Origin of the sequence: Corynebacterium antarcticum (genome assembly GCF_016595285.2) — a bacterium.
Lineage (GTDB): Bacteria > Actinomycetota > Actinomycetes > Mycobacteriales > Mycobacteriaceae > Corynebacterium > Corynebacterium antarcticum.
This window is the reverse complement of sequence record NZ_JAENIP020000001.1, coordinates 900,135-924,937: the sequence shown is the minus strand read 5'-3', so window position 1 is coordinate 924,937 and position 24,803 is coordinate 900,135. Positions and strand designations below refer to the sequence as shown.

Here is a 24,803-nt window from a genome sequence, read left to right as displayed (position 1 = left end):
CCCCGTGGAGGAGTCACGGGTGCAAGGTACAGGGATCAGTGTCCCCGGTCGGCGGCCAGCAGGGAGTAGTGGGCGGTGTCGACGTACCCGCCACGGTGGATGGCGGCCTGCCGCTTGATCCCCTCGAAGGTGAACCCGCACCGCTCCGCGACCGACCTGGAGCGCACGTTGTCGGCGATGGTGCTCAGCTCGATGCGGTGGGTACCGTGCGCCAGTGCGTGATCGGCCACGAGGTCGAGCGCGCGGGGCATGATGCCGCGGCCCCGCGCCCACGGGGCCGTCGCGTAGCTGACCGAGACCGAACCGACCGCCGCATCGGTGAGCCGCAGCGAGATGTTCCCGGCGTAGTGCCCGGGATCGCCGGTCAGCTCGATGGCCCAGAACACCAGGTCCGGGTGGTCCGCGCAGGACCGGAGGTACTCGGCGGCCATGTCGCGGGTGTAGTTCCCGGGAACGGAGGTGAAGTTCACCGAGAGCGGATCGACGGCGGTGTCGTAGACGTCGTCGACGTCCCCCGCGCAGGGGCGACGCAGGCGGATCACGCCGTCGCTCAGGGTGTCGAGGGGAATGGGCCAGGTCATCTCGTCCATGTCCACAGCTTATCCACGGGCACGGAGACGCGCCGGGCGGTGTTCCCGCGGGCATCCACCGGCGGCCCGGGACTCGGTGGATCGGCGCTCAGACCTCGACCCGCAGTGTGGGGAGCAGCTGCCGCTGCACCTTTCCCGCCGCCGAGCGTGGAAGGGCGTCAACGAACTCGACCGCACGGATCCGCTCGTGGGGAGCGGTCCGTGCGGCGACATGGTCCATCACGGCCCAGGGATCGATCCGTGCGTCCTCGGCCACCACGATGAACGCCACCGGGCACTCGTCGCCGTCGGTGGTGTATCCCCGGGTGACCACGCAGTCCGTGACCGCGGGGAGGGCGGTGACGATGTGCTCCAGCCTGGAGGGGGAGACCTGGAAACCACGCGAATTGATCACGTCGCCGATCCGGTCGATGATGCGGACCCCGCCGCCGGCGTCGCGCTCCGCCCAGTCCCCGGTCCGCAGCCAACCGTCCCGGAACCGGTCCGCGGTCCGCTCCGGGTCATCCAGATAGCCGGCCATGATCTGCGGACCGCGGACCCACAGCTCGCCCGCGGCACCGGCGTCGACGTCCGCACCGGTCACCGGATCGACGATGCGGTCCGCGGTGTCCGGGAGCGGGTGCCCGATCGTGTCGGGAGGGCAGTCCGGGTCGACGGCGAGGTGGGTGACCGGTGACGCTTCCGTCAGCCCGTACCCCTGGATCACCCGTGCTCCGGTCCGCTTCCGGACCTCCGCGGCGACCTCCGGGTCCAACGCGGCGGCTCCGTTGATGACGGTGCGCAGCGCGCCGAAGTCCACCTCCGCGGCGAGCGGGTGGCGCGCCATGAGCCGGCCGAGCGGGGGAGCGATGAACGAGAGCACGACGCCGTACGCGCCGTGGCCCCGCAGGAAGCGTTCCGCGTCGAAGGGCTCGGCGATGATGTGGCCGCGCAGTAGCAGCGGGGCGTTGAGCAGGGACGTCATCCCGTAGGCGTGGGTGAACGGGAGCACCGACATGCACGCCTCGCCCGCCTCCAGCGGCAGGACCGTGGCGAACTGCATGGTGTTCGCCACGATGTTCCGGTGGGTCAACCGGATCGCCTTGGGTCGCGCCGTCGTCCCGGAGGTGAAGGGGAGCACCGCCACGGAGTCCGGGTCCACGGGGCGGGGCCGGACCACGCTGCCCCGCGCCGTGCACAGCTCCGCCGCGGTGTCGGCGTCGATGAGCAGAACGGCACCCGAGCGCCGGATCTGCCACTCCCGGTCCTCCGGTGTGACCTGCACTCCGACGGGTACGACCGTGGCACCGAGCGACAGCACCGCATGGAACGCGACCGCGAACCCGATCCCGTTGGGCACCTGCACCGCGACGCGGTCACCGGCGCGGACACCGCGGTCCACGAGTGCGCCGGCCGCGGCCGCCACCTCCCGGGCGAGCTGCCGGTACGTCACCGTGCGCCGCGGATCCGTGATCGCCGGGGTATCTGGGAGATCATCGGTGAACAGGAGCCCGGGCAGGGAACAGTCCGGGTAGATCACCGGGCCACCAGCCTCTCCAGGGCGCCGCGCACGACCTTCGGATCCGAGGTGTGCCAGAACGGGGGCATCGAGTTGAGCAGGAAGGAACCGTAGCGGCGGGTCACCAGGCGGTTGTCCAGCACGGCGACGACCCCGCGATCGTCGGTGCGGCGCAGCAGCCGGCCGGCGCCCTGCGCCATGAGCAGCGCGGCGTGGCTCGCGGCGACCTCCATGAACCCGTTCCGCCCGTCCGCGTCCGCGGCCTCCTTCCGGGCCTGCAGCAGCGGATCGTCGGGCCGGGGGAAGGGGATCCGGTCGATGATGACCAGCGAACACGTGCGTCCCGGGACATCGACGCCCTGCCACAGCGACAGGGTGCCGAACAGGCAGGTGTTCTCGCTCTTCGCGAACCGCTCCACCAGCGCGCCCGTGCCGTCGTCACCCTGGCAGAGGATGTCGAAGGGCAGGCGCATCCGCATCGCCTGCGTGGCCTGTTCCGCGGCGCGCCGGGAGGAGAACAGCCCCAGGGTCCGTCCGCCCGCGGCGGTGATCAGTTCCGCGATCTCGTCGAGCGTCTGCTCCGGTAGCCCGTCCCGGCCCGGATCGGGAAGATCGCGGGCGGTGTAGAGGATCGCGGCCTTCGCCGGGTCGAAGGGGGTGCCGGCGTCGAGGCTGTCGTAGGAGCCGCGGGCGAGGCCCCAGGCGGCGGCCATCGCATCGAAACGCCCGCCGAGCGTCAACGTGGCGGAGGTCAGGATCACCGTCTGCTCGGCGAACAGTCGTGAGGCGAGGAGACCCGCGACGGACAGCGGAGCGACCCGGAGGGTGTCGCCACGCCGGTCGTCCCGGTTCAGCCACACCACGTCCTGCTGCTTCGCCGGGTCTCCGGTGGCGAAGACCTCCAGCACCCGGACGATCGAGTCGTGCGTCTCCTGCAGCGCCGTCGCCACGGACTGGCGTTCGGCCGCGGTGGTCGGATCGTTGGCGACCTCTCCGTCGGGGCTCCGCGCGATCGACTGCCGCAGCGACCACAACGCGTCACGCAGCGCGGTGAACAGTGACGTCGCGGATGGGTCGATCACGTTCCACCTGCCCTCGGGCATCGCGGCGGACAGCTTCTCCCAGTCGCCCGCGAGTGCGCTGACCTTCTCGTCGCGTCCCTCCGCGCCGAGCTTCCCCGAGCGCTTGGCCAGCAGGGTCAACGCCGGGCCGGAGATCTCCGCCGTCGCCACCGCGGTGATCCGCCCGTCCAGCTCGTGGGCCTCATCGATGACAACGACATCGTGCTCGGGCAGGATCGTTCCCTCCGACAGGGCATCGATCGCGAGCAGCGCGTGGTTGGTCACCACGACGTCGACGTCCTGGGCCTTCCTCCGGGCGGACTCCGCGAAGCAGTCCTCCCCGTGCGGACAGCGGTTCGCCCCGAGGCACTCCCGGGCCGTGACACTCACCTGCTTCCAGGCGAGATCGGGGACACCCGGATCCAGGGAATCCCGGTCGCCGCTCTCCGTCTCCTGCGCCCACTCGTTCAGCCGCACGATGTGCCGACCCATCCAGGAGAGATCCGCCTCGTCGATCAGCGCCTCCTCCGAGGCCTCCGGCTGGCTGATCTTGTTCAGGCACAGGTAGTTCGAGCGGCCCTTCAGGATCGCGAAGGTGGGGCGTCTGCCCATCACCGGCTCCAGCGCGTCCGCCAGGCGGGGGAGATCGCGCTCGACCAGCTGCCGCTGCAGCGCGATCGTCGCCGTGGACACCACCACGGTGGTGCCCGTGGCCTGCGCGTGCGCCAGCGCCGGAATGAGGTACGCCAGTGATTTACCCGTACCGGTGCCGGCCTGCACCGCCAGGTGCCTCTCCTCCCGCATGGCCTTCGTCACGGCGTTCAGCATCGCGACCTGGCCGGGGCGCGTGATGCCACCGATCGCGGACACCGCCGTTCCGAGGAGCTGACCGGTGTCGGGGGAGAGTGCGGCTTCGGGCATGGATCCTTCCCGCAGGGGGTCGATGAGTCAGAGGTGCACTTCCGGAGCTGCCGGGAACCGGGCTGGTTGCGGCTGCGTGGAATGGGCTGCCCTGCAGTCTAACCCCCGGCCGGCCGGGGCACGGCGCCGTGCCGGGGACAGCCTGCACCGACGGTGCACGATCCCCGGACCCGTGCGGGAGGAGTGGACCGGGGACCGGGGGCCGTACGACGGTCGGGCGAGAGGAAAGCCCCGGAACGCTGGCGCGGTCCGGGGCCGTGAGGCTGGGGCGGGAATCAGAATCCGACGAAGCGGGCGCTGAGGGCGGGCTCGTCCCGGGACAGGGCGAGGCCCTCCCACGGGAGGGTGACCAGCTGGGCGGCCAGGTGCTCGCGGGCCTCGTTCAGCGTCGGGAGGCCGTCCACCGGCCTGCCGTCCCGGATCATCGGGATGGTCAGCTCGCGGGCGGTCAGCGTACCGGTGTCCGGAGTCTCCGCGTCGATCGGCAGCACGATCTCCTCGACGGCGGTCCCGGTGTCGCGGTGCGTGCGCAGCGCGCGCTTCGCGCCGCCACGGCTGGCCTTGTTGCGGGAACGCTTGGCGACGGGCTTGCCGTCGACCTCGACCAGCTTGTACACCATGCCCGCAGTCGGGGCACCCGAACCTGTGACCACCGAGGTGCCCACGCCGTAGATGTCCACCGGGTCGCCGGACAGGCCGGCGATCGCGAATTCATCCAGGTCGGAGGAGACGACGATCTTGGTGTTGTGGTTTCCGAGGGCGTCGAGCTGGCGCCGGACCTGCCTGGTCAGCATGCCCAGATCGCCCGAGTCGATCCGGACCGCGCCGAGCTTGGGGCCGCCGACCCGCACCGCGGTCTCGACGCCGTTGGTGATGTCGTAGGTGTCCACCAGGAGGGTGGTGCCCACACCGAGGGAATCTATCTGGGCCCGGAACGCGGCCTCCTCGTTCGCGCTCCCGTCCTCGTTGACGTGCAGGAGCGTCCAGGAGTGGGCGGCGGTGCCGCCGGCCGGGATCCCGTAGCGGAACGCCGCCTCGAGGTTGGAGGTCGAGTGGAAGCCGGCCAGATACGCGGCGCGCGAGGAGGCGACGGCGGCGTACTCGTGGGTCCGGCGGGAACCCATCTCGATGATCTTCCGGCCGTTGGCGGCGGTGACCATGCGGGCCGCGGCGGACGCGACGGCGGAGTCCGCGTTCATGATGGAGAGGACGACCGTCTCCAGGAGGACGCACTCGGCGAAGGTGCCGCGGACGGTGAGGATCGGGGAGTGCGGGAAGTAGAGCTCGCCCTCCCGGTAGCCGTCGATCCGGCCCGAGAAACGGTAGTTCCTCAGGTACTCCAGGGTGCGTTCGTCGAGGAAGTCGAGTGACGCCAGCTGCTCGTCGGTGAAGACGAAGTCCTGCACCGCGCGGAGGACGCGTTCGGTTCCGGCGACGACACCGTAGCGGCGCTCGTTGGGCAGCCGGCGGGCGAAGACCTCGAAGGCGCACTCGCGGTCGGCGGTTCCGTCACGCAGCGACGCCTGCAGCATCGTCAGCTCGTACATGTCCGTCAGCAGGGCGCTGGAGCGGTGGTTGTCTCTTGATTCCGGGGTGATGTGATTCACGCGCTCCACTGTAGTCCCATAGTTTCGGGCACCGACAGCACCGGTACTTTCCGGGGGAACACCGGTGCGCCGCCGCGACCGGGGTGGTCCCGCATGTCCGAACGGAAACGGATAGTCTTGTGGACATGAGTTCGCCCACACCGGTACCAGTAGAGACGGAGAACGTCGACGTCCTCACGAGTGAGAACCTGCCCTGGATGTGCATCGTCTGGGACGACCCGGTCAATCTCATGAGCTACGTCACCTACGTGTTCGAGACGGTGCTCGGCTACGACCGCAAACGCGCGACGGAGCTGATGATGCAGGTCCACACCGAGGGCAAGGCCGTCGTCTCCTCGGGGGAGAAGGACAAGGTGGAGGCGGACGTGAAGAAGCTGCACACCGCCGGTCTCTGGGCGACGATGCAGCAGGCCGGCTGAGAGGGGGAGACTGAACGACATGGAACCCTGGAAACGCAGGAAGGGCCTGATCCGCGGTCGGGCCAGATTCACCGCCACGTTCGACCCCATGGAGCGGGAGGTCCTCGGTGACCTCGCCGCCACCGTGGCGGAGGCACTGATCCGCCGGGCGCAGTCCGCCCCGAAGGACGAACTCGCGGAGCTCACCGGAATGCCCAGCGGGCACAGGGAAGCCCCCGAGGATCCGGCGCTGCGCCGGCTCCTCCCCGATTTCGAACGCGCCGGTGACGAGGAGTACGAGGGGGACAACTCCCTGCTCCGGAGCCTCCACGAGAACGACATCTGCCGGGGCAAGCTCGAGAACCTCCAGGTGATCAGTGAAGCACTCGGACCGGACGGCAATGTCGCGGTCGTCGTGCCCGAATCCGAGGTCGACGCCTGGATCACCGGGCTGAACGACATCCGCCTCTACGTCGCCTCCGGGGACGTCAACGGGGAGGCCGCGGAGGAGGAGCGCGCCGCGCTCGTCGAATGGCTGGCGTTCAACCAGGATTCCCTGCTCGCCGCCCTGATGGGGTGACCCCGCCGCAGGCGGGAGAATCCGACGTGACTCACGAATGATGAGGAAATGACGTGCCCAGGTACCCCGACCGTTCCGCCTTCCACATCCCCGACCCGGGGGCGCCGTTCCCCTCCGGTCTCCCCGCGTCGGTGCCGTCCGCCCCGTCCCCGGTGGCTGCGGGGCGGGCGCGGCTCCGCACGTCGGTGCGTCTCACCCTCGGCTGGGTGATCGCGATCTGGGTCGTGTTCCTGCTCAACATCCTCAGCGGGGACCACCTCAACTCCTTCGGGATCCATCCGCTGGACCCCGCGTTCCTGCCCGCGATCCTCAGCTCCCCGTTCCTGCACGCCGGGTTCGGCCACATCACGGGAAACACGACCATCGGGGTCGTCGCCGCGTTCCTCATCGGGCTCTCCGGGAGGAGAACCTTCTTCGAGGTCACGGCGATCTGCATGATCATCGGCGGCTTGGGCACCTGGCTTCTCGGGGGAGTCGGGACGAACCACATCGGCGCCTCGGGGCTGGTGTACGGCTGGATGAGCTACCTCATGGTCCGCGGCTTCTACAACCGCTCCCTCGGGCAGATCCTCGTCGGCGTCATTCTCGTGTTCTCCTTCTCCGGCATGATCTACGGTTTCCTGCCGCAGGCGGGACTGTCCTGGCAGGGGCACCTCTTCGGCGCGGTCGGTGGGGTGGTCGCCGGTGCGACCATCAGATCCGACGATCCGGTCCGGCGCCCACCGCGCGCGGGGAGCGGGCTGTCATGAGGAGACTGACGGGGCTGCTCGTGTGCGCGTCGGTGCTGTCCGCCTGCACGATCCCCACGGACGGCGGGAGCAGGGACGGGGACGACGACCAGCGTCCCCCGGTGTCGACGGGGGCCTCGCCGTGGGTCACCGGCACCACGTCACAGCTCGTGCCCGGGGCCCGGGAACTGCAGCGCGTGGCGGACGAGATCGCCGCCGCCGCGGTCGCGGACGGCCCTGTGGGCGTCGCGCTCGCCGACGGGCACGCCGTCGCGGAGTCGGGATCGGTCACCGTCGGCCCGGCCTGGTCCACCGTGAAGGTGCCGGTGTCCATGGCGGTCCTGTACCGCGGCACCGGGACCGTGGAGACCGTCGACCGGGCGATCACGGTGAGCGACAACGCCGCCCTGGACACACTGTGGTACTCCCTCGGCGGTGGGGCCGACGCTGCGGCGGCCACCGAAGAGATCCTCCGGAAGGCCGGTGATGAAACCACGGTCCCTCCGGAGATCACCAGGCCCGGGTTCTCCGCCGCGGGTCAGACCGCCTGGGCCCTCGCCGACCAGGCACGGTTCGCCCACCAGATGACCTGCATCCCGGGGGCCGGCGCTGTACTGACCGCGATGAATCAGATCACCGAAGCGCAGTCCTACGGACTCGGACGGATTCCGGGCCTCCCGTTCAAGGGCGGGTGGGGGCCGGACGACTCCGGCGACTACCTGGTCCGGCAGTTCGGTGTCCTGCAGACCCCGGACGGGGAGGTCGGCGTCGCGCTGGCGGTGCGACCCGGAGACGGCACCTACGACACCGGGCGGGCGATGCTCGACCGGATGGCAGGCACGCTGCAGACGGCGATCGACGACGGCGGCTTCACCGGTGCCGCCGCGTGTGTACCCGAGCCCTACCCCGAAGCGGCGCCGGTACCCGACGACGCGGAACCGCGCTGACGGTTCCGCCCGACGGTGGGGACGGTGGACTTCGCGCTGACCCGGTGGAACCCGGACACGGCGCCCCGTGCCCACCGCGGTGGAGAGCGGCCCGGTTCCCGCGCGGGGTGTGCCGGATAGGATCGGGGACGTGAGTACTCCGGAACCCCCAGCAGACGAGAAGGTCCGTGCCGAGATCCCCCCGACGGCGGATTCACCGATCGGCATCTTCGACTCCGGTGTCGGCGGGCTGACGGTCGCCCGGACCATCGTCGATCAGCTCCCGAGCGAATCGATGATCTACATCGGGGACACGGGCAACGGCCCCTACGGTCCACTGCCCATCCGCCGGGTCCGGGAACACTCCATGGCCGTCGCGGACGAACTGGTCCGCCGCGGGTGCAAGATGATCGTCATCGCCTGCAACACCGCCACCTCCGCCTTCCTCCGCGACGCCCGGGAGCGCTACGAGATCCCGGTCATCGGTGTGATCCTGCCCGCGGTGCGGCGCGCGGTCTCGACGACCCGCAACGGCCGCATCGGTGTCATCGGTACCGTCGGGACGATCAGTTCCGGCGCCTACCAGGAACTGTTCGCCGCCTCCCCGTCCGTCGAGTGCTTCGCCACCGCCTGCCCGAGCTTCGTCGACTTCGTGGAGCGCGGCATCACATCCGGGCGGCAGATCCTCGGCGTCGCTCAGGCTTACGTCGAACCCCTGCAGGCGGCGGGCGTCGACACCCTCGTCCTGGGATGCACGCACTATCCCCTACTGAGTGGCGTCATACAGTTGGCCATGGGGGAGCACGTGACCTTGGTGTCATCCGCCGAGGAAACCGCCAAGGACGTGTTGCGGACCCTGAGCCAGATGAATCTGCTCGCGGAGCCCGGAACGCCGTCCCGCACCTTCGAATCCACCGGCGATCCGCGCCTGTTCACGCAGCTGGCGGGCCGTTTCCTGGGGCCTGATGTGACACAGGTGAGTCACCTCGACGGACTGTAATCCGCGCCGGACACGACACGGTTTCAGGTTGAGAGATACCCATGTGGCCCCGAGTCATGGCACAGTGATTCCTATGAAGTTGACCATCCTCGGGTGCACCGGAAGTCTGGGAGCACCAAAAGGGCCCGCTTCCGGGTACCTCCTGCGTGGGGCCCGCGGACCAGCGGTGATCATGGACTTCGGCCCGGGCACCCTCGCGGCACTGCAGCGGGTGCAGGATCCGGCGGACGCCCACGTGATGTTCTCGCACCTGCACGCGGACCACTGCATGGACTTTCCCTCCCTCATGGTGTGGCGTCGCTACCACCCCGCATCCGCCGCCCCCGCACGTAACCTGTGCTGCGGTCCCGTCGACCTCCCGGCCCGGATGGGGCGGCTCTCCGCCGACATCGAGGGCGAGGTGGACGACATGTCCGATTCCTTCGCTTTCGTGCCGTGGCGGGACGGTGAGCCGGAGACCGTCGCCGACTTCACCGTGACCCCGTTCTCCGTGGTGCACCCCATCGAGGCCTACGGGCTGCGTGTCGAGGAACCCGCGACCGGTCGTGTCCTCGCGTACTCCGGGGACACCGGGTGGTGCGACAACCTCGTTGAGCTGGCGCGCGGTGCTGACGTGTTCCTGTGTGAGGCGACCTGGGGTGACGAATCCGCCGGAAAGCCGGAGGCCATGCACATCTCCGGACAGGAGGCGGGACGGGCGGCGCGGCTCGCGGGCGTGCGCCGGCTCGTTCTCGTCCACATCCCCCCGTGGGTCGACGACGAGGCCACCGTCGAAGCTGCCCGGTCCGAGTTCGACGGCGAGATCATTCTGGGACGTGCCGGGATGGAACTGGACATCTAGCCCCGACCGGAGTGCCTCACCGCCTCCTGATCCGACTGGACCGAGATCCTGAAGAAACCCCGCTGTGCGGGGTTTCTTTTGTGTGGGCGGAGGATGTGGCCATGGACACTGATGAAAAAGTTTTCCAATAGCTGTGGAACAGGCTACTTTATCGGTAATCATTGTCTATAAGTCCTGGAGTTGGTCATGCACCTGAGAAACCGGACACTGGCGATCGCCTTTGCGTCCGCGCTGCCGCTTGCCCTGATGTCCCCCGCACTCGTGAGTGCTGAGGAGCTCCCCCGGGAGAGTGTGGTGGAGAATCCCGTGAACACGGAAACCGAAGCGGTTGAAACCGCTGAACCAACGGAAAAGCCTGCGGAGACGGATACTTCCCCCGCATCGGGACATGATCATGACCACGGGAATCACGACCACGGCGGGCATGACCACGGGCACGATCATGACCATGGCAGGCATGACCATGGCAGGCATGACCACGACCACGGCGGAGATGACGACGATCACGATCACGGAGACGATCATGACCACGGCGGGCGTGACCATGATCACGGGCACGATCATCATGACCACGGCTATGACGGGCATGATCACGTTCATGACCAGTGGACTTCGGCGCACTCCCACGCAGAACGCCAATGGAACGGGCGTGACAGTGCTGAATCGCGGGACGGCTCGACTCTGGCGGCCGGCGCGCAGCCGCCCCAGGACTCCGCCCAGGCTGCACCCGATATTCGACAGGCATCGTCCGAGCAGAAAGGTACGGGGTCGGGTGTCGTGTGGGCGGCGTCTCCCATCATCGGTGCGTTGATTCTCACCGCTGGGGTCGGGGTGATCCGGCGGAGAAGGGGCTGACATCGTCCGGTCAGAGTCCCGGTGAATGGGTGACGCCCCAGGGTGTTTGATCGGGGCAGTTCGTTCCCGATCTCCCGGGGCGTCACCTGTGTCCAGGGCCGCAATGCGGTACGCGAGGGAACTACGGCGTGATCACCAGTTTCACCACCTTGTTCTCCGCAGCGTTGGCGAACAGATCGTAGGCCTCGATGAACCTGTCCATCGTGTAGTGGTGCGTGGCCATCTTCCTGGCTGGCAACTTGCCGGATTCGACCATGCGCATCAGTTTGTCGATGGAGTAGCCGTCGATGAGGCCCATGGAGATGTTGATGCTGGAGATCCACAGGTCCTGCAGGGGTAGATCGACGGACCTGCCGTGGACGCCGACGTTGGCGACGCTACCGTGCGGACGGACGATATCCAGGCAGGTCCTGAAGGTCTGTGGAATGCCGACGGCCTCGACCGCGACATCGACCCCGAGGCCGTCGCTCGACAGTGCCCTGATCTTCTCGACCGCGTCGGGATCGCCGGCGTTGACCTTGTGGGTGGCGCCGAACTCGATCGCGGTGTCCATCCGGTTCTCGTCCATGTCGACGGTGATGACCCGTCCGGCGCCTGCGAGCCCCGCGGTCATGACGGCGGACAGTCCGACCGGCCCTGCACCGACCACTGCGACGGTGTCGCCCGGTTTCGTGCGGCCGTTCAGGATGCCGATCTCGAATCCGGTGGGAAGGGCGTCGGTGAGGAACAGGACGTCCTCATCGCTCAGCCCGTCAGGGACGGCGTAGAGGGATGTCTCTGCGAAGGGTACCCGGCAGTACTCTGCCTGGGTTCCGTCGATGAGGTGTCCGAGGATCCAGCCGATTCCGCCGACGGTCTGGCAGTGCGAGTAGTTCCCGACCTTGCAGAAGCTGCATTTTCCGCAGGAGGTGATGGCGGGGATGATGACCCGGTCACCGACCTTGAACTCCGTGACCGCGTCGCCGACCTCAGTGATGGTGCCGACGGCCTCGTGGCCGAGGACCCGGCCGTCGGTCACCGCGGGGACATCGCCCTTCAGGATGTGGAGATCGGTGCCGCAGATGGTGTTGGCGTCGATTCTGCAGATGACGTCGGTGGGGTCCTGGATGGCCGGATCCGGTACCTCCTCCCAGGATTTCTGGCCGGGGCCGTGGTAGACGAGTGCCTTCATGAGGGAGCCTCCTTGTTGAGATTGGGGTTCACTAAGAAAGTGCTTTGGTTAACCTATTTACCGACGGTATGTCATTTCTCCACCCTGCAACAGGGGTATGTTTCGATACCGATTTCAACGGCCTGTTCGGAGGGATTTTTCCGGACAGGGGGTGGGTGGGGTCCGGTGGTCATCGTCCGGTGATGCCGTCACCGCGGGGACCGGACGGGCCGATCGTGGAGGCCGCCACAGAGCACGCTCCCCGACATTCCGGAGTCGGGTGGCGGCCGCTCCGGCGGCCGGGACCTGTCGGACAACGTCGGCGAGGGTGGGACCCCGGGGCGGAGGTACCGTGCCGGGTATCCTGACGGGCATGACTTCTTCCTTCACTCGCGCAGACGGACGCTCACTCGACGAGATGCGGCCGGTTTCCATCACCAGAGGCTTCACCACCAACCCGGCCGGAAGCGTCCTGGTCGAATTCGGCAACACCCGGGTCATGTGCACGGCGTCGGTCGAGGAGCGGATCCCGCGCTTCAAGGTCGGTTCCGGTGAAGGCTGGTTGACCGCCGAGTACTCGATGCTCCCCGCCGCCACACACGACCGCATGCCCCGGGAATCCATGCGCGGAAAGGTGAAGGGCCGGACCCACGAGATCTCCCGGCTGGTCGGGCGCTCACTGCGCGCCGCCATCGATCTCTCCCAGCTCGGCGAGAACACCATCGCCCTCGACTGTGACGTCCTCCAGGCCGACGGCGGTACCCGGACCGCCGCCATCACCGGCGCCTACGTTGCACTGGCGGACGCCGTCGCCGCGCTGCGCGAGCGGGGTGTCCTGACCGGGGATCCGCTGCTTCCCCCGGTCGCCGCGGTCTCGGTCGGCATCATCGACGGCCGTGTCTGTCTCGACCTGCCCTACGAGGAGGACTCCCGAGCCGAGGTCGACCTGAACGTCGTCATGACCGAATCAGGCAACTTCGTCGAGGTCCAGGGCACCGGCGAGGCGGGCACCTTCTCCCGGGACCAGCTGAACGCGATGCTGGATTCCGCGGAGATCGGCTGTCGACAGCTCATCGCCGCCCAGAAGGCCGCCCTCGAGTCACCCCTGAAGGGCTGAGCGCCGGTGCTTCTCCATGTGGCATCGCACAACCCCAAGAAACTGAAGGAACTCCGCCGGGTGCTCGACGCCGCCGGCATCGAGGGCGTCGAACTGCTCTCGTCGGAGGATCTGCTCGGATACCCGGAGCCCGTCGAGGACGGGCGGACCTTCGCCGACAACGCGCTGATCAAGGCGCGGGCCGGTGTGGCGGCCACCGGGATCACCACCCTGGCCGATGACTCCGGTCTCACCGTCGAGGAGCTCGGTGGAATGCCCGGCGTGCTCTCCGCGAGGTGGTGCGGCAGGCACGGCGACGACGAGGCCAACAACGAACTGCTTCTGGCGCAGATGGCCGATGTCCCGCTGAAGCGCCGGAAGGCCGCGTTCGTCTCGGTCTGCGCCCTGGTCACCCCGGACGGGGAGGAGTGGGTGGAGAAGGGCACCTGGTCCGGGCGGCTCGTCCGCACCCCGGTCGGGGAGAACGGCTTCGGCTACGATCCGCTGTTCATCCCCGCGGAGGAGGACGAGCGCGTGGGCGACACCGACGAGCGGCCCCGGTCCTCGGCCGAGCTGTCGCCGGAGGAGAAGGATGCTCTGTCACACCGCGGCAAGGCACTCGCCGCGCTGGTGCCGGCGCTCGCTGAGCTCGCCCGGCGTTCGGAGCTCGAGGGGACCGCCGTGGGTACCGATGAAGGACGCCTCATCGCGGTGGACACCGGCGATGAGGCGGAGGATGAGTCAGTGGAAGAGGATGCCGCGGAGGAATCCCGCGACAGCTAGGGGAATCAGAGATCGAACGCCGTCGTGACCTCGCGGCGGCGTTTGTGCTCGATCCAGAAGGACATGAAGGGGATCGTGCCGGCCAGCGCGGTGGTCAGCCAGCGCACCGGCTCCCACCGGGCCTTGATGCCGAGGTTCATCGTCGCCATGAGGTAGCACATGTAGAACAGTCCGTGCAGCTGGCCGATGAGGTTGGCCCAGCTGGGCATCTCGACGTGGAAGATGTAGTCGAGGATCATTCGGCCGGTGAGGATCAGCAGCCAGATACCGGTCACCCAGGCGGCGACGACGAAGATCCGGAGGGCTGTCCGGATCCGGTCCCGGCGGCCGTTCGGGCGGGTGGTGTCTGTGGAGGGGGCAGTCACGGAATGAACCTCTTTCACTCGGTTTTGTCGCTCCGGCGACGGGGCGTGTTGAGGGCGTTGAACGTCTCGATGTCGATTGACGGCCGGGGCGGGAGGAAGTCCTCGTCGATCTCCGTCATCTCCCCGCGGGCCTCACGCTCGGCCTTCTCCCGCTCGCCGGGAGCCTGGCCGGTCTCCCGGACCTCCCGTTCATACTCGCCGATCTTCCAGTAGGCGTAGATGAAGAAGGCTCCGAAGGCGGGCCACTGCAGGGCGTACCCGAGGTTCTGGAAGGAACCCGATCCGGACTGGAACCGGGTCCACTGCCACCAGGCCAGAAACAGGGTGGTCAGAACCGCGACGGCGAGGAGCAGGAGCCGGAAGAAGTGCACGCGGGGGCGTGTCTGTTTCCCGGGCTTGTCCATGTCGTTCACACCTGTCGACGATACCCCACCGGGGTACGCCGTCAGCCACCCGGAGGGAACCTGATTCGGAAGCCTTGGGCCGGTGATTGTAGGATGACGCGCAGCGTGCCCTCAGTGGGCACCCGCGCCCGTGGCGGAATTGGCAGACGCGCTGGATTTAGGTTCCAGTGTCTTATGACGTGGGAGTTCAAGTCTCCCCGGGCGCACCACCCCACCCCTCCGTGCATTGTCGCCCGGAGGGGTTTTCCCTTTCACGGAGGTGCACGGATACTGGGGGGGCATGAGCATCTCCCGCAGTTACGACGCCTGGTTGGCGGAGACCGGCACGCTGATCGGTGTCGAGTTCGAGGAGGACCGGAACCCGGGAGGGGAATCGTCCGTGGGGGAGGGGTGCGCGGGATCGTTCCTGCCCGTCCCGGGGACGGTCCTGGGGTCCGCCCGGGTTCTCGGCGATGACTGCACCGATCCTCTCCGAGGACAGGCGCCCCGCGGGGTCGACGAAGCGCGGGATGTCGTGGCCCGGATCCTGGATGAGGGAAGTGGTACGTCGGGGTCGGTGCGGACGGGCTGAGGTAATCACCCCTTTGCGGGGGTGGTCAATCCAGTTCCCGGGGCGAAACAGTTTTTCCCGCTCAACTACGTTTTTTATCGGCGTCGCCCGCTTTCCGCGAGGGTGAAGCACGGACACGCTCACAAAAGATGACGCTTTCCTCATGATTCTGTGGCACATTTGCCTGGGCAAAACTAGCGGCTCCCGGGCCGCCCACATCCATGCAAACAGGAGAGTTTCCACGTGACTGAGCACCAGCACACCTTCGGCAACGACCGACTCATAGACAACCTCGGGGAGCAGAGTTACGCACTGAGTTTCTCCGGTCAGGGTTTCGACTGGTTGCGCACGCTGCGCGATTCCCTCGCCACGGGTGCAGGTTCCAACGTCTCCGGCATCGTGGAACAGGCCGGCAAGCTCCTCGCGCCGGTCTCCGACGCTCTCGTCGGCACCCGCCCGCACGGCTTCGATCCCGTCGCATGGGCGGACACCGACGGGGAACCGACCTTCGACACCACGCAGGCCGCGGTCAGCGTCCCGGGTGTCTTCACCGCGCAGCTCGCGGTCCTCGACTCCCTGGAATCCCAGGGACTGGACATCGAACTAGCCACGGCGGTCATCGGCCACTCCCAGGGGGTGCTCGGTGTGCACCTGATGAAGGACGTCTCCCGGGCCGCGGAACTCGTCGCCGTCGCGGAGCTCATCGGCGCGGCCATGACCCGCACCGGCCGGATGACCGGGCTCATCCAGCAGGGCGAGAATTACCCGATGCTCCTGATCCAGGGGATCACCCGGGAGCAGCTGACCAAGGCCATCGCCGCGACCTGCGGCGACGTCGATGAGCGGGTCCGCCCCGTCATCGGTCTGCGCAACGGGATCGACGCCTTCGTGGTCGTCGGCCGGCCCGCGGACCTGACCGCGGTGAAGGAACTGCTGCAGAAGTTCGCCGCGCGCGACGCGAAGGCGATCGAGAACAAGGAGCGCGGCGGCAAGCCGTTCGCCCCCGCCTTCACGCCGCTGAAGGTGCAGACCGGTTTCCACCATCCCGCCTTCAACCCGGGCGTGGAGCAGGTCGTCGAATGGGCCGGTGCCTGTGGCATCGACACGGATCTCGCCCGCGCCGTCGCCGCCGACGTGATGGTCAACCCGGTCGACTGGGTCGCCGAGGTCACCGGCGCGGCCGATGCGGGAGCCTCCTGGATCTTCGAGATCGGCCCCGACGGCGGCGTCGCACCCCTCACCCGGAAGATCGTCACCGGCCGCGGCGTCGGCGTCCTCGCGGTGCATGACGAGGCCGGCCAGACCAGGCTCTTCGATCCGGGCCTGCCGATGGAACCCCCGGCCGACTTCAGCAGGTTCGCCCCGCGCGTCGCCCGCGACGCCGACGGCAACGACATCCTCGTCACCCGGTTCACCGAGCTCACCGGCTATTCGCCGATGCTGCTCGCCGGCATGACCCCCACCACCGTCGACCCCGAGATCGTCGCCGCCGCTGCGAACGCCGGCAACTGGGCGGAGATGGCCGGTGGTGGACAGGTCACCCCCGCGATCCTCGAATCGAACATCGCGAAGCTCACCGACCTCCTGGAGCCGGGCGTGAACGCCCAGTTCAACTCCATGTTCCTCGACCCGTACCTGTGGAAGATGCAGATCGGCGGCAAGCGCCTCGTGCAGCGCGCCCGCGCCAACGGCGCCCCGATCAACGGGGTCGTCGTCACCGCCGGTATGCCTGACCACGATGAGGCCGTGGAACTCATCCACGAGCTCCGCGAGGCCAACATCCCGTGGGTCTGCTTCAAGCCCGGCGCCGTCAAGCACATCCGTAAGTGCCTCGACGTCGCGGCGGACGTCCCCGAGATCCCCGTCATCATCCAGGTTGAGGGCGGCAAGGCCGGCGGGCACCACTCCTGGGAAGACCTCGATGATCTGCTGATCGCCACGTACGGCGACATCCGCGCGCACTCCAACGTCGTGCTCTGCGTCGGCGGCGGCATCGGCACCCCGGAGCGGGCCACCGACTACATCACCGGTGAGTGGGCGTGTGCCCACGGCCTGCCCGCCATGCCCGTCGACGGCATCCTCGTCGGTACCGCGGCGATGGCGACGAAGGAAGCGAAGACCTCCGAGGCCGTCAAGCAGCTGCTCGTCGACACCACGGGCATCGACGGCTGGGTCGGCGCCGGCCACGCCGCCGGTGGCATGGCCTCCGGCCGCAGCCAGCTCGGCGCGGACATCCACGAGATCGACAACTCCGCGGCGAAGGCCGGTCGGCTCCTCGACGAGGTTGCCGGTGACGCCGACGCCGTCGCCGCCCGCCGCGACGAGATCATCGCCGCCATCGGCCGCACCTGCAAGCCCTACTTCGGTGACCTCACCGACATGACCTACCGCACGTGGCTGCAGCGCTACCTGGAGCTCTCCGGGCCCCACAAGGGGGAGTGGACCGACATCACCTGGTTCACCCGCTTCGAGGAGATGGTCGCCCGCACCGAGGCCCGCCTCACCGACACGGACCACGGCACCTTCACCCCGGCCGTCACCCTGACCGAGGCCGACGCGCCGCGCACCACGGTCGAGAAGCTCATCGAGACCTACCCGCAGGTCGAGTCCGAACTGCTGCACCCGGCGGACGTCGCCTGGTTCCTCGGGCTGTGTCGCACCCCGGGCAAGCCCGTCAACTTCGTGCCCGTCATCGATGAGAATGTCCGCCGCTGGTGGCGCTCCGACTCCCTGTGGCAGGCCCACGACGAGCGCTACGACGCCGACCAGGTGTGCATCATCCCCGGGCCGGCCGCCGTCGCCGGCATCACCCGGATGAACGAGCCCGTCGCCGATCTGCTCGCCCGCTTCAACGCCGCAACCATCGAGCGCGTCGGGGAAACCTCCACCGAGGCACCCGCCACCGTCGACACCGCCCCCGTCCCGCGGGTGCTCGCCGCGCCGGGCACCTACTGGGCCGGACGCCACACCGCCTCCCTCATCGACCGCCTCGGCGCACCGGACGCCTGGGAGACCGCCGCCGACGGCCGCTCCGCGACCCATTCCGCGACCGGATCGACCCTCGTCGAGCAGGACGACACCCACGCGGTGCTCACGGTACCGCTCGCCGGCTCCACCGCGGCCGGCACCACCACGGATCTCACCATCCGCTTCACCCTGCCCGCCGACGCCGTCCCCGGCTCCGTCCCGCAGGTCACCCAGGCCGACGCCGAGGAGGCGATGGGTGAGCTCACCCGCGTCGCCGCCGGCGGCACCCTCGCCGAACTCGACGGACACACCGCTCGCTGGTCCACCACCCTGGACCTCGGCCACACGGCCGACTACCAGGGAGTGACCACCGGCTACCTGCCCTCAACCCTCTCCCCGGCAGGCACCGCCCCCGACGTCCTCGTCGGCCGCGCCTGGCCCGCCGTGTTCGCAGCCGTGAACTCCGCCGTCATCCCCGGCACCGACTCCGCGTCCGTCGTCGAGGGCATGCTCTCCCTGGTCCACCTCGAGCACCACCTCAAGCTCGACCGCGAGCTGCCCGTCCCCACGGCCGACAGGCCCGTGCAGCTCGACGTGACCGCCACCGCCGACGAGGTCACCGACACCGACATCGGACGCGTCGTCGTCGTCCGCGCGAAGATCATCGCCGACGGCGAACCCCTGGGCACCCTGTCCGAGCGTTTCGCCATCCGCGGCCGCAACGGCCGGGCCACCGCGAACACCAACACCTCGGTCCTGCCGAGCGTCATCGACAGCCCGCGCTCCTTCCGCTCCATAGCCACCGTCACCGCCCCGAAGGACCTCCGGCCCTTCGCCGTGGTCTCCGGCGACCGCAACCCGATCCACGTCTCGCCGACCGCGGCCGGACTCGCCGGCCTGCCGGGCGTCATCGTCCACGGCATGTGGACCTCCGCCATCGGCGAACTCATCGCCGCCTCCGGGTACTCCGACGACAGCACCACCACCGCGCCTGGCCGCGTCGTCGAGTACACCGCCACGATGCTCGCCCCGGTCCTGCCCGGCTCCACGATCGAGTTCACCGTCGAACGCACCGGCATCGACAACCGTCCAGGCTGCGGTGAGGTCCGCAGCGTCACCGCCACCGTCGGCGGCAACCCCGTGCTGGTGGCCACCGCCGTCATGGCCGCGCCCAGGACTTTCTACGCCTTCCCCGGCCAGGGCATCCAGTCCCCGGGCATGGGCATGGACGCCTACCTCTCCTCCGCCGCGGCGAAGGAGGTCTGGGACCGTGCCGACGCGCACACCCGCGGCAAGCTGGGCTTCTCCGTCCTTGAGATCGTGCGCAACAACCCGACCGAGGTCGTCGTCAACGGCGAGCGCTTCCACCACCCGGACGGCGTCCTGTTCCTCACCCAGTTCACCCAGGTCGCCATGGCGACCCTCGGCGTGGCCCAGGTCGCCGAGATGCGCGAGGCCGGCGCCCTGAACCAACGCGCCTACTTCGCCGGCCATTCCGTCGGCGAGTACAACGCCCTCGCCGCCTACGCCCGGGCGCTCACCCTGGAATCCGTCGTCGAGATCGTCTACCGCCGTGGCCTGACCATGCACCGCCTCGTCGAACGCGACGAGAACGGCAACTCCAACTATGCGCTGGCCGCACTGCGCCCGAACAAGATGGGGCTCACCGCCGACAACGTCGGCGAGTTCGTCGCCCGCATCGCCGAGGAGTCCGGCGAGTTCCTCGAGATCGTCAACTACAACCTCGCCGGCCTGCAGTACGCCGTCGCCGGCACCGTCACCGGCCTCAAGGCCCTCGGTGCCGCCGCCGAGAAGGCCGCGCCGGGTCAGCGTGCGTTCATCCTCATCCCCGGCATCGACGTGCCCTTCCACTCCTCGGTCCTGCGTGACGGCGTGGACGATTTCCGTGACCACCTCAACTCCCTGCTGCCGCAGGAACTGGACCTGGACGTTCTCGTCGGGCGCTACATCCCGAACCTCGTCGCCCGCCCGTTCGAGCTCACCCGTGACTTCGTCGAGTCCATGACCGAGGTCGTCGACTCGCCGCTGCTCACCGGGATCCTCGAGGACTTCGACGCGGCCGCCGCGAACGAGCAGAAGCTCGCCCGCACCATCCTCGTCGAGCTGCTCGCCTGGCAGTTCGCTTCCCCGGTCCGCTGGATCGAGACGCAGGACCTCGTCCTGCGCGACACCGACCACGGTGGACTCGGCGTGGAGCGCTTCGTCGAGGTCGGCGTGGGCTCCGCCCCGACGATCGCGAACATGATGGGCCAGTCACTGCGCCTCCCGCAGTACGCCCACTGCGACATCGAGGTCCTCAACATCGAGCGCGACCGCAGCGTCGTGTTCGCCACCGACGAGATCGTCCACGAGACGGCCGCCGAGGAGGAGAACACCGACGCCGGGACCCCGGCCGCCGAGGGCGCGGCCCCCGCGGAATCAGCGGCAGCAGCCGCACCGGTCGAGCAGGCCGCCCCGGCCGCGCCGGCCGGCGGGCCCCGCCCGGAGGACATCGCCTTCGGACCGGCTGACGCCACCGCGCTGCTCATCGCCCTGTGGACGAAGGTCCGCCCGGAGCAGATGGGTGTCACCGACTCCATCGAGACCCTCGTCGACGGTGTGTCCTCCCGCCGCAACCAGCTCCTGCTGGACCTCGGCGTCGAGTTCGGGCTCGGCGCCATCGACGGCGCCGCCGACGCGGAGATCGCCGACCTGAAGAACACCGTCTCCCGCATGGCGAAGGGCTACACCGCCTTCGGCCCGGTGCTCTCCGATGCGATCGCCGACGCCCTGCGCCGCATCACCGGCCCCACCGGCAAGCGCCCCGGCTACATCAGCGAGCGCGTCACCGGAACCTGGCAGCTCGGCCAGGGCTGGGCCGACCATGTCACCGCGGCCGTGGTCGCCGGCTCCCGCGAGGGAGCCTCCCTGCGGGGCGGCGACCTCGCCACCCTGAGCCCCGCCGCGCCGTCCAACACCGGTGAGCTCGACGCGCTCATCGACGCCGCCGTCCAGCAGGTCGCCTCCGACCATGGTGTCTCCGTCGGACTGCCGTCCGCCGGTGGCGCCGGCGGCGGGGTCGTCGATTCCGCCGCACTCGGCGAGTTCGCGGAACAGGTCACCGGCAAGGCCGGCGTCCTCGCCGCGACTGCGCGGACGATTCTCACCCAGCTGGGCCTCAACCACACCCCGCGCACCGCCGGTCTCTCCGATGCCGAGGCCGACCAGAGCTTCTTCGAGCTCGTCAGCAAGGAACTGGGCTCCGACTGGCCGCGCCTGGTCTCGGAGACCTTCGAGGCCGAGCGCACCGTGCTCATCGACGACCGGTGGGCGACCGCCCGCGAGGACGTCATCCGCGTCGCCGCGGGGGAGATCGACGGCGAGGACCTCGACGTCACCGGCACGGGTTCGGCTGTAGCCGACCTCGCCACCCACCTCGCAGGCAAAGCCGACGAGACGACCGCCGCCACGCTGCGCCGCCTCGCGGAGCAGGCACGCGACACCACGCCCGGCGCCTACGCCGACGATGTCGCCGTGGTCACCGGTGGATCGCCGAATTCCATCGCCGCCGCGATCGTCGCCGAGCTCCTGGCCGGTGGTGCGACCGTCGTCGCCACCACCTCCTCGCTCAACCACGACCGCCTCGAGTTCTACAAGGGCCTCTACCGCGACAACGCCCGCGGCGGTGCCGCACTGTGGATCGCGCCCGCGAACCTCACCTCGTACGCCGACCTCGAGTCCGTCATCGACTGGATCGGCTCCGAGCAGACCGCCACCGTCAACGGCGAGAAGAAGGTCACCAAGAAGGCGCTCGTCCCGACGCTGCTGTTCCCGTTCGCCGCACCACGCGTCATGGGCAGCCTCGACGACGCCGGCCCGCGCGCCGAGAACGAGATGCGCCTGCTGCTCTGGTCCGTCGAGCGGCTCATCTCCGGGCTGTCCGCCATCGGCACCGACGTCCGCGTCGGCCGCCGCATGCACGTCGTCCTGCCCGGCTCGCCGAACCGGGGCCGCTTCGGCGGCGACGGCGCCTACGGCGAGGCCAAGGCCGCACTCGACGCCCTGGTCACCCGCTGGAACGCCGAACCCGTGTGGGGCGACCGCACCTCACTCGTCCACGCCCTGATCGGCTGGGTCCGGGGCACCGGACTCATGGGCGGCAACGACCCCCTCGTCGAGGCCGTCGAGGCCGCCGGCGTGCGCACCTACTCCACAGAGGAGATCGCTGCCGAGCTGCTCACCCAGATCGCCCCCGAGGTCCGCTCCACCGCCGCCGAGGCTCCCGTCACCGTGGACCTCACCGGCGGACTCGGCGAGGCCGATCTGGATCTCGCCGAACTCGGACGCAACGCCGCCCGGGACGCCGCCGCGGCCGAAGCCGAACAGGACCGCGACGACACGAAGCGGGAACTGGCCGCGCTGCCCACCCCGTACCGCCGCGTGCGGCAGACGGCCCCGGACTTCTCGGGACAGGTCACCGCCGACCTCGACGACATGGTCGTCATCGTCGGCACCGGCGAGCTCGGTCCCTACGGCTCCGCGCGCACCCGCTTCGACGCCGAGGTCACCGGTGACCTCACCGCCGCCGGCGTCATCGAACTCGCCTGGTCCATGGGCCTGATCACCTGGGAGTCCGACCCGACCCCCGGCTGGTACGACGCAGAGGGCAACGAGGTCGAGGAAGCCGACATCCACGACCGCTTCCACGACGAGGTGCTCGCACGCGTCGGAGTGCGCCGCTACCACGACGACTTCGGCATGGTGGACAACCTCGCGCCGGAACTGACCACCGTCTACCTCGACCAGGACATGACCTTCAGCGTCCCCGACGCCGAGGCCGCCCGCACCTTCGTCGACTCCGAACCGGACAACACCAGCGCCTGGTTCGACGAGGAGACCGGCGAGTGGAACGTCACCCGCCACGCCGGGTCCGCGGTCCGCGTCCCGCGCCGCATGGCCATGTCCCGCTTCGTCGGCGGCCAGATCCCCGAGGGCTTCGACCCGACCGTGTGGGGCATCCCCGCCGACATGGCCGACAACCTCGACCGCGTCGCGCTCTGGAACATCGTCTGCACCGTGGACGCGTTCCTGTCCTCCGGGTTCAGCCCGGCTGAGCTCATGCGCGCCGTGCACCCCGCCCGGGTGTCCTCCACCCAGGGCACCGGCATGGGTGGCGTCGAGTCCATGCGCTCGCTCTACATCGACCGCATGCTCGCCGAGCCGCGCGCCAACGACATCCTCCAGGAGGCGCTGCCCAACGTCATCGCCGCGCACGTCATGCAGAGCTACGTCGGCGGCTACGGTCAGATGATCCACCCCGTCGCAGCCTGCGCCACCGCGGCGGTCTCCGTTGAGGAGGGCGTGGACAAGATCAAGCTCGGCAAGGCCGACGTCGTTGTCGCCGGCGGCTTCGACGATCTCTCCATCGAGGGCATCACCGGCTTCGGTGACATGGCGGCCACCGCCGACTCCGCGGAGATGGCGGGCAAGGGCATCGAGGAGAAGTACTTCTCCCGCGCCAACGACCGGCGCCGGGGCGGCTTCGTCTCCTCCGCGGGCGGCGGAACGCTGCTGCTCGCCCGCGCGAGTGTCGCCGCCGACCTCGGCCTCCCGGTGCACGGTGTGATCGCCTTCGCCGAGTCCTTCGCCGACGGCGCGCACACCTCGATCCCGGCACCGGGTCTCGGTGCCCTGTCCGCGGCCCGCGGCGGGGTGAACTCGCGGCTGACCAGGGCACTGGCATCGGTGGGTGTGACCGCCGACGAGATCGCCGTGGTGTCCAAGCACGACACCTCCACCACCGCGAACGACCCGAACGAGTCCGACCTGCATGAGCGGATCGCCGCGTCCATCGGACGCGCGGACGGCAACCCGCTCTACGTCATCTCCCAGAAGTCGCTCACCGGCCACGCCAAGGGCGGTGCCGCGGCCTTCCAGATGATCGGCCTCACCCAGGTGCTGCGCAGCGGTATCCTCCCCGCGAACCGGGCGCTCGACTGCGTCGACCCGGTCCTGGCGAAGCACAACCACCTCGTGTGGCTTCGCCGTCCGCTGAACCTGGCCGCCCGCCCGCCGAAGGCCGGACTGGTCACGTCCCTCGGGTTCGGCCACGTCTCCGCGCTGGTCGCCATCGTGCACCCGGGTGCCTTCGTCGAGGCGCTCCGCAACGCACGCGGTGACGACGCCGTCGCCTCCTGGACCGCGCGGTCGACCGCCCGCGAGGACGCCGGCCTGCGCCGGATCCTCCGCGGCATCTACGGCGGACCGGCCCTGTTCACCAGGCCCACCGACCGCAACCTCGGCGCCACCGGGGCAGCGGCCAAGGAACGCGAGGCGAGCATCCTGCTGGACGACGACGCCCGACTCATCGGCGGCGTCCTGCGTACCGGCGGAGAGATCTAGTCCCGCCGTACCGCTGACCGACCGACGACCGCCGCCCCACGTTCACAGGTGGGGCGGCGGTCGTCTCGTGCCACCACCCGG

17 protein-coding genes, 1 tRNA gene and 1 pseudogene are annotated in these 24,803 nt (G+C 69.3%); 11 read left to right on the top strand and 8 right to left on the bottom strand.

The annotated features are described in order from the left end of the window. Positions 1–35: 35 nt before the first annotated feature. The 4 genes from JIM95_RS03985 to JIM95_RS03970 all read right to left on the bottom strand — a co-directional run bounded on the left by JIM95_RS03985 (position 36) and on the right by JIM95_RS03970 (position 5,668). Positions 36–590 (bottom strand): GNAT family N-acetyltransferase, encoded by a 555-nt coding sequence (locus tag JIM95_RS03985; RefSeq protein WP_200255774.1) that lies wholly within the window; start codon positions 588–590, stop codon positions 36–38. 88 nt (positions 591–678) lie between these two features. After that, positions 679–2,109: a class I adenylate-forming enzyme family protein gene (locus tag JIM95_RS03980; RefSeq protein WP_200255772.1), complete on the bottom strand. Its 1,431-nt coding sequence runs from the start codon at positions 2,107–2,109 to the stop codon at positions 679–681. Continuing rightward, positions 2,106–4,070 (bottom strand): ATP-dependent DNA helicase, encoded by a 1,965-nt coding sequence (locus JIM95_RS03975; RefSeq protein WP_200255770.1) that lies wholly within the window; start codon positions 4,068–4,070, stop codon positions 2,106–2,108. Before JIM95_RS03975 ends, JIM95_RS03980 begins: the two co-directional genes overlap by 4 nt. Before the next feature lie 275 nt (positions 4,071–4,345). Further along, entirely contained in the window at positions 4,346–5,668 is a 1,323-nt protein-coding gene (locus JIM95_RS03970) for a nicotinate phosphoribosyltransferase (protein WP_410170736.1), read from the bottom strand. 134 nt (positions 5,669–5,802) lie between these two features. On the opposite strand from JIM95_RS03970, the gene clpS reads away from it, so the two are divergent. The 6 genes from clpS to JIM95_RS03940 all read left to right on the top strand — a co-directional run bounded on the left by clpS (position 5,803) and on the right by JIM95_RS03940 (position 10,150). Further along, on the top strand, positions 5,803–6,096 hold the full coding sequence (gene clpS, locus JIM95_RS03965; protein ID WP_198737788.1) for an ATP-dependent Clp protease adapter ClpS: 294 nt from the start codon (positions 5,803–5,805) through the stop codon (positions 6,094–6,096). Between the two features lie 19 nt (positions 6,097–6,115). After that, positions 6,116–6,655 carry a DUF2017 domain-containing protein gene (locus JIM95_RS03960; RefSeq protein WP_200255766.1) on the top strand — a complete coding sequence of 180 codons (540 nt, stop codon included), beginning with the start codon at positions 6,116–6,118 and terminating at the stop codon, positions 6,653–6,655. A gap of 53 nt (positions 6,656–6,708) precedes the next feature. Continuing rightward, positions 6,709–7,404, top strand: coding sequence for a rhomboid family intramembrane serine protease (locus tag JIM95_RS03955; RefSeq protein ID WP_200255764.1), 696 nt, complete (start codon positions 6,709–6,711; stop codon positions 7,402–7,404). Then, positions 7,401–8,330 carry a serine hydrolase gene (locus JIM95_RS03950; RefSeq protein ID WP_200255761.1) on the top strand — a complete coding sequence of 310 codons (930 nt, stop codon included), beginning with the start codon at positions 7,401–7,403 and terminating at the stop codon, positions 8,328–8,330. The genes JIM95_RS03955 and JIM95_RS03950 overlap by 4 nt, the downstream gene beginning before the upstream one ends. Positions 8,331–8,460: 130 nt before the next feature. Further along, complete coding sequence (murI, locus tag JIM95_RS03945; RefSeq protein WP_248114133.1) at positions 8,461–9,309, top strand: glutamate racemase; 849 nt, start codon at positions 8,461–8,463, stop codon at positions 9,307–9,309. A gap of 73 nt (positions 9,310–9,382) precedes the next feature. Next, entirely contained in the window at positions 9,383–10,150 is a 768-nt protein-coding gene (locus JIM95_RS03940) for an MBL fold metallo-hydrolase (RefSeq protein WP_200255759.1), read from the top strand. Positions 10,151–10,315: 165 nt separating this feature from the next. Here JIM95_RS03940 and JIM95_RS03935 read toward each other — a convergent pair whose 3' ends face one another. Both JIM95_RS03935 and JIM95_RS03930 read right to left on the bottom strand, forming a co-directional pair. Beyond that, a complete protein-coding gene (locus tag JIM95_RS03935) occupies positions 10,316–10,750 on the bottom strand; it encodes a hypothetical protein (RefSeq protein ID WP_200255758.1) in 435 nt (144 codons plus the stop codon). Between the two features lie 376 nt (positions 10,751–11,126). Further along, the gene (locus tag JIM95_RS03930) at positions 11,127–12,176 is read right to left on the bottom strand and encodes a zinc-dependent alcohol dehydrogenase family protein (protein WP_200255757.1); all 1,050 of its coding nucleotides are present in this window, start codon (positions 12,174–12,176) and stop codon (positions 11,127–11,129) included. A gap of 352 nt (positions 12,177–12,528) precedes the next feature. Between JIM95_RS03930 and rph the strand changes: the two genes are divergently transcribed. Both rph and JIM95_RS03920 read left to right on the top strand, forming a co-directional pair. Next, on the top strand, positions 12,529–13,272 hold the full coding sequence (gene rph / locus JIM95_RS03925; RefSeq protein ID WP_200255756.1) for a ribonuclease PH: 744 nt from the start codon (positions 12,529–12,531) through the stop codon (positions 13,270–13,272). A gap of 6 nt (positions 13,273–13,278) precedes the next feature. Next, positions 13,279–13,914: pseudogene (locus JIM95_RS03920) on the top strand (non-canonical purine NTP pyrophosphatase); the annotation flags it as partial. Positions 13,915–14,039: 125 nt separating this feature from the next. Here the strand turns inward: JIM95_RS03920 and JIM95_RS03915 are convergent. Together JIM95_RS03915 and JIM95_RS03910 are read right to left on the bottom strand one after the other, a co-directional pair. Beyond that, positions 14,040–14,399, bottom strand: a complete 360-nt coding sequence (locus JIM95_RS03915) for a DUF3817 domain-containing protein (protein WP_200255754.1) — start codon at positions 14,397–14,399, stop codon at positions 14,040–14,042. Between the two features lie 14 nt (positions 14,400–14,413). Continuing rightward, positions 14,414–14,803, bottom strand: coding sequence for a hypothetical protein (locus JIM95_RS03910; RefSeq protein ID WP_200255811.1), 390 nt, complete (start codon positions 14,801–14,803; stop codon positions 14,414–14,416). Positions 14,804–14,927: 124 nt separating this feature from the next. On the opposite strand from JIM95_RS03910, the gene JIM95_RS03905 reads away from it, so the two are divergent. From JIM95_RS03905 to JIM95_RS03895, 3 genes are all read left to right on the top strand, one after another. Next, a tRNA-Leu gene (locus JIM95_RS03905) sits at positions 14,928–15,012 on the top strand. A gap of 71 nt (positions 15,013–15,083) precedes the next feature. Next, a complete protein-coding gene (locus JIM95_RS03900; RefSeq protein ID WP_200255753.1) occupies positions 15,084–15,374 on the top strand; it encodes a hypothetical protein in 291 nt (96 codons plus the stop codon). A gap of 222 nt (positions 15,375–15,596) precedes the next feature. Next, positions 15,597–24,722 carry a type I polyketide synthase gene (locus JIM95_RS03895; protein WP_248702938.1) on the top strand — a complete coding sequence of 3,042 codons (9,126 nt, stop codon included), beginning with the start codon at positions 15,597–15,599 and terminating at the stop codon, positions 24,720–24,722. Positions 24,723–24,803 lie beyond the last annotated feature (81 nt).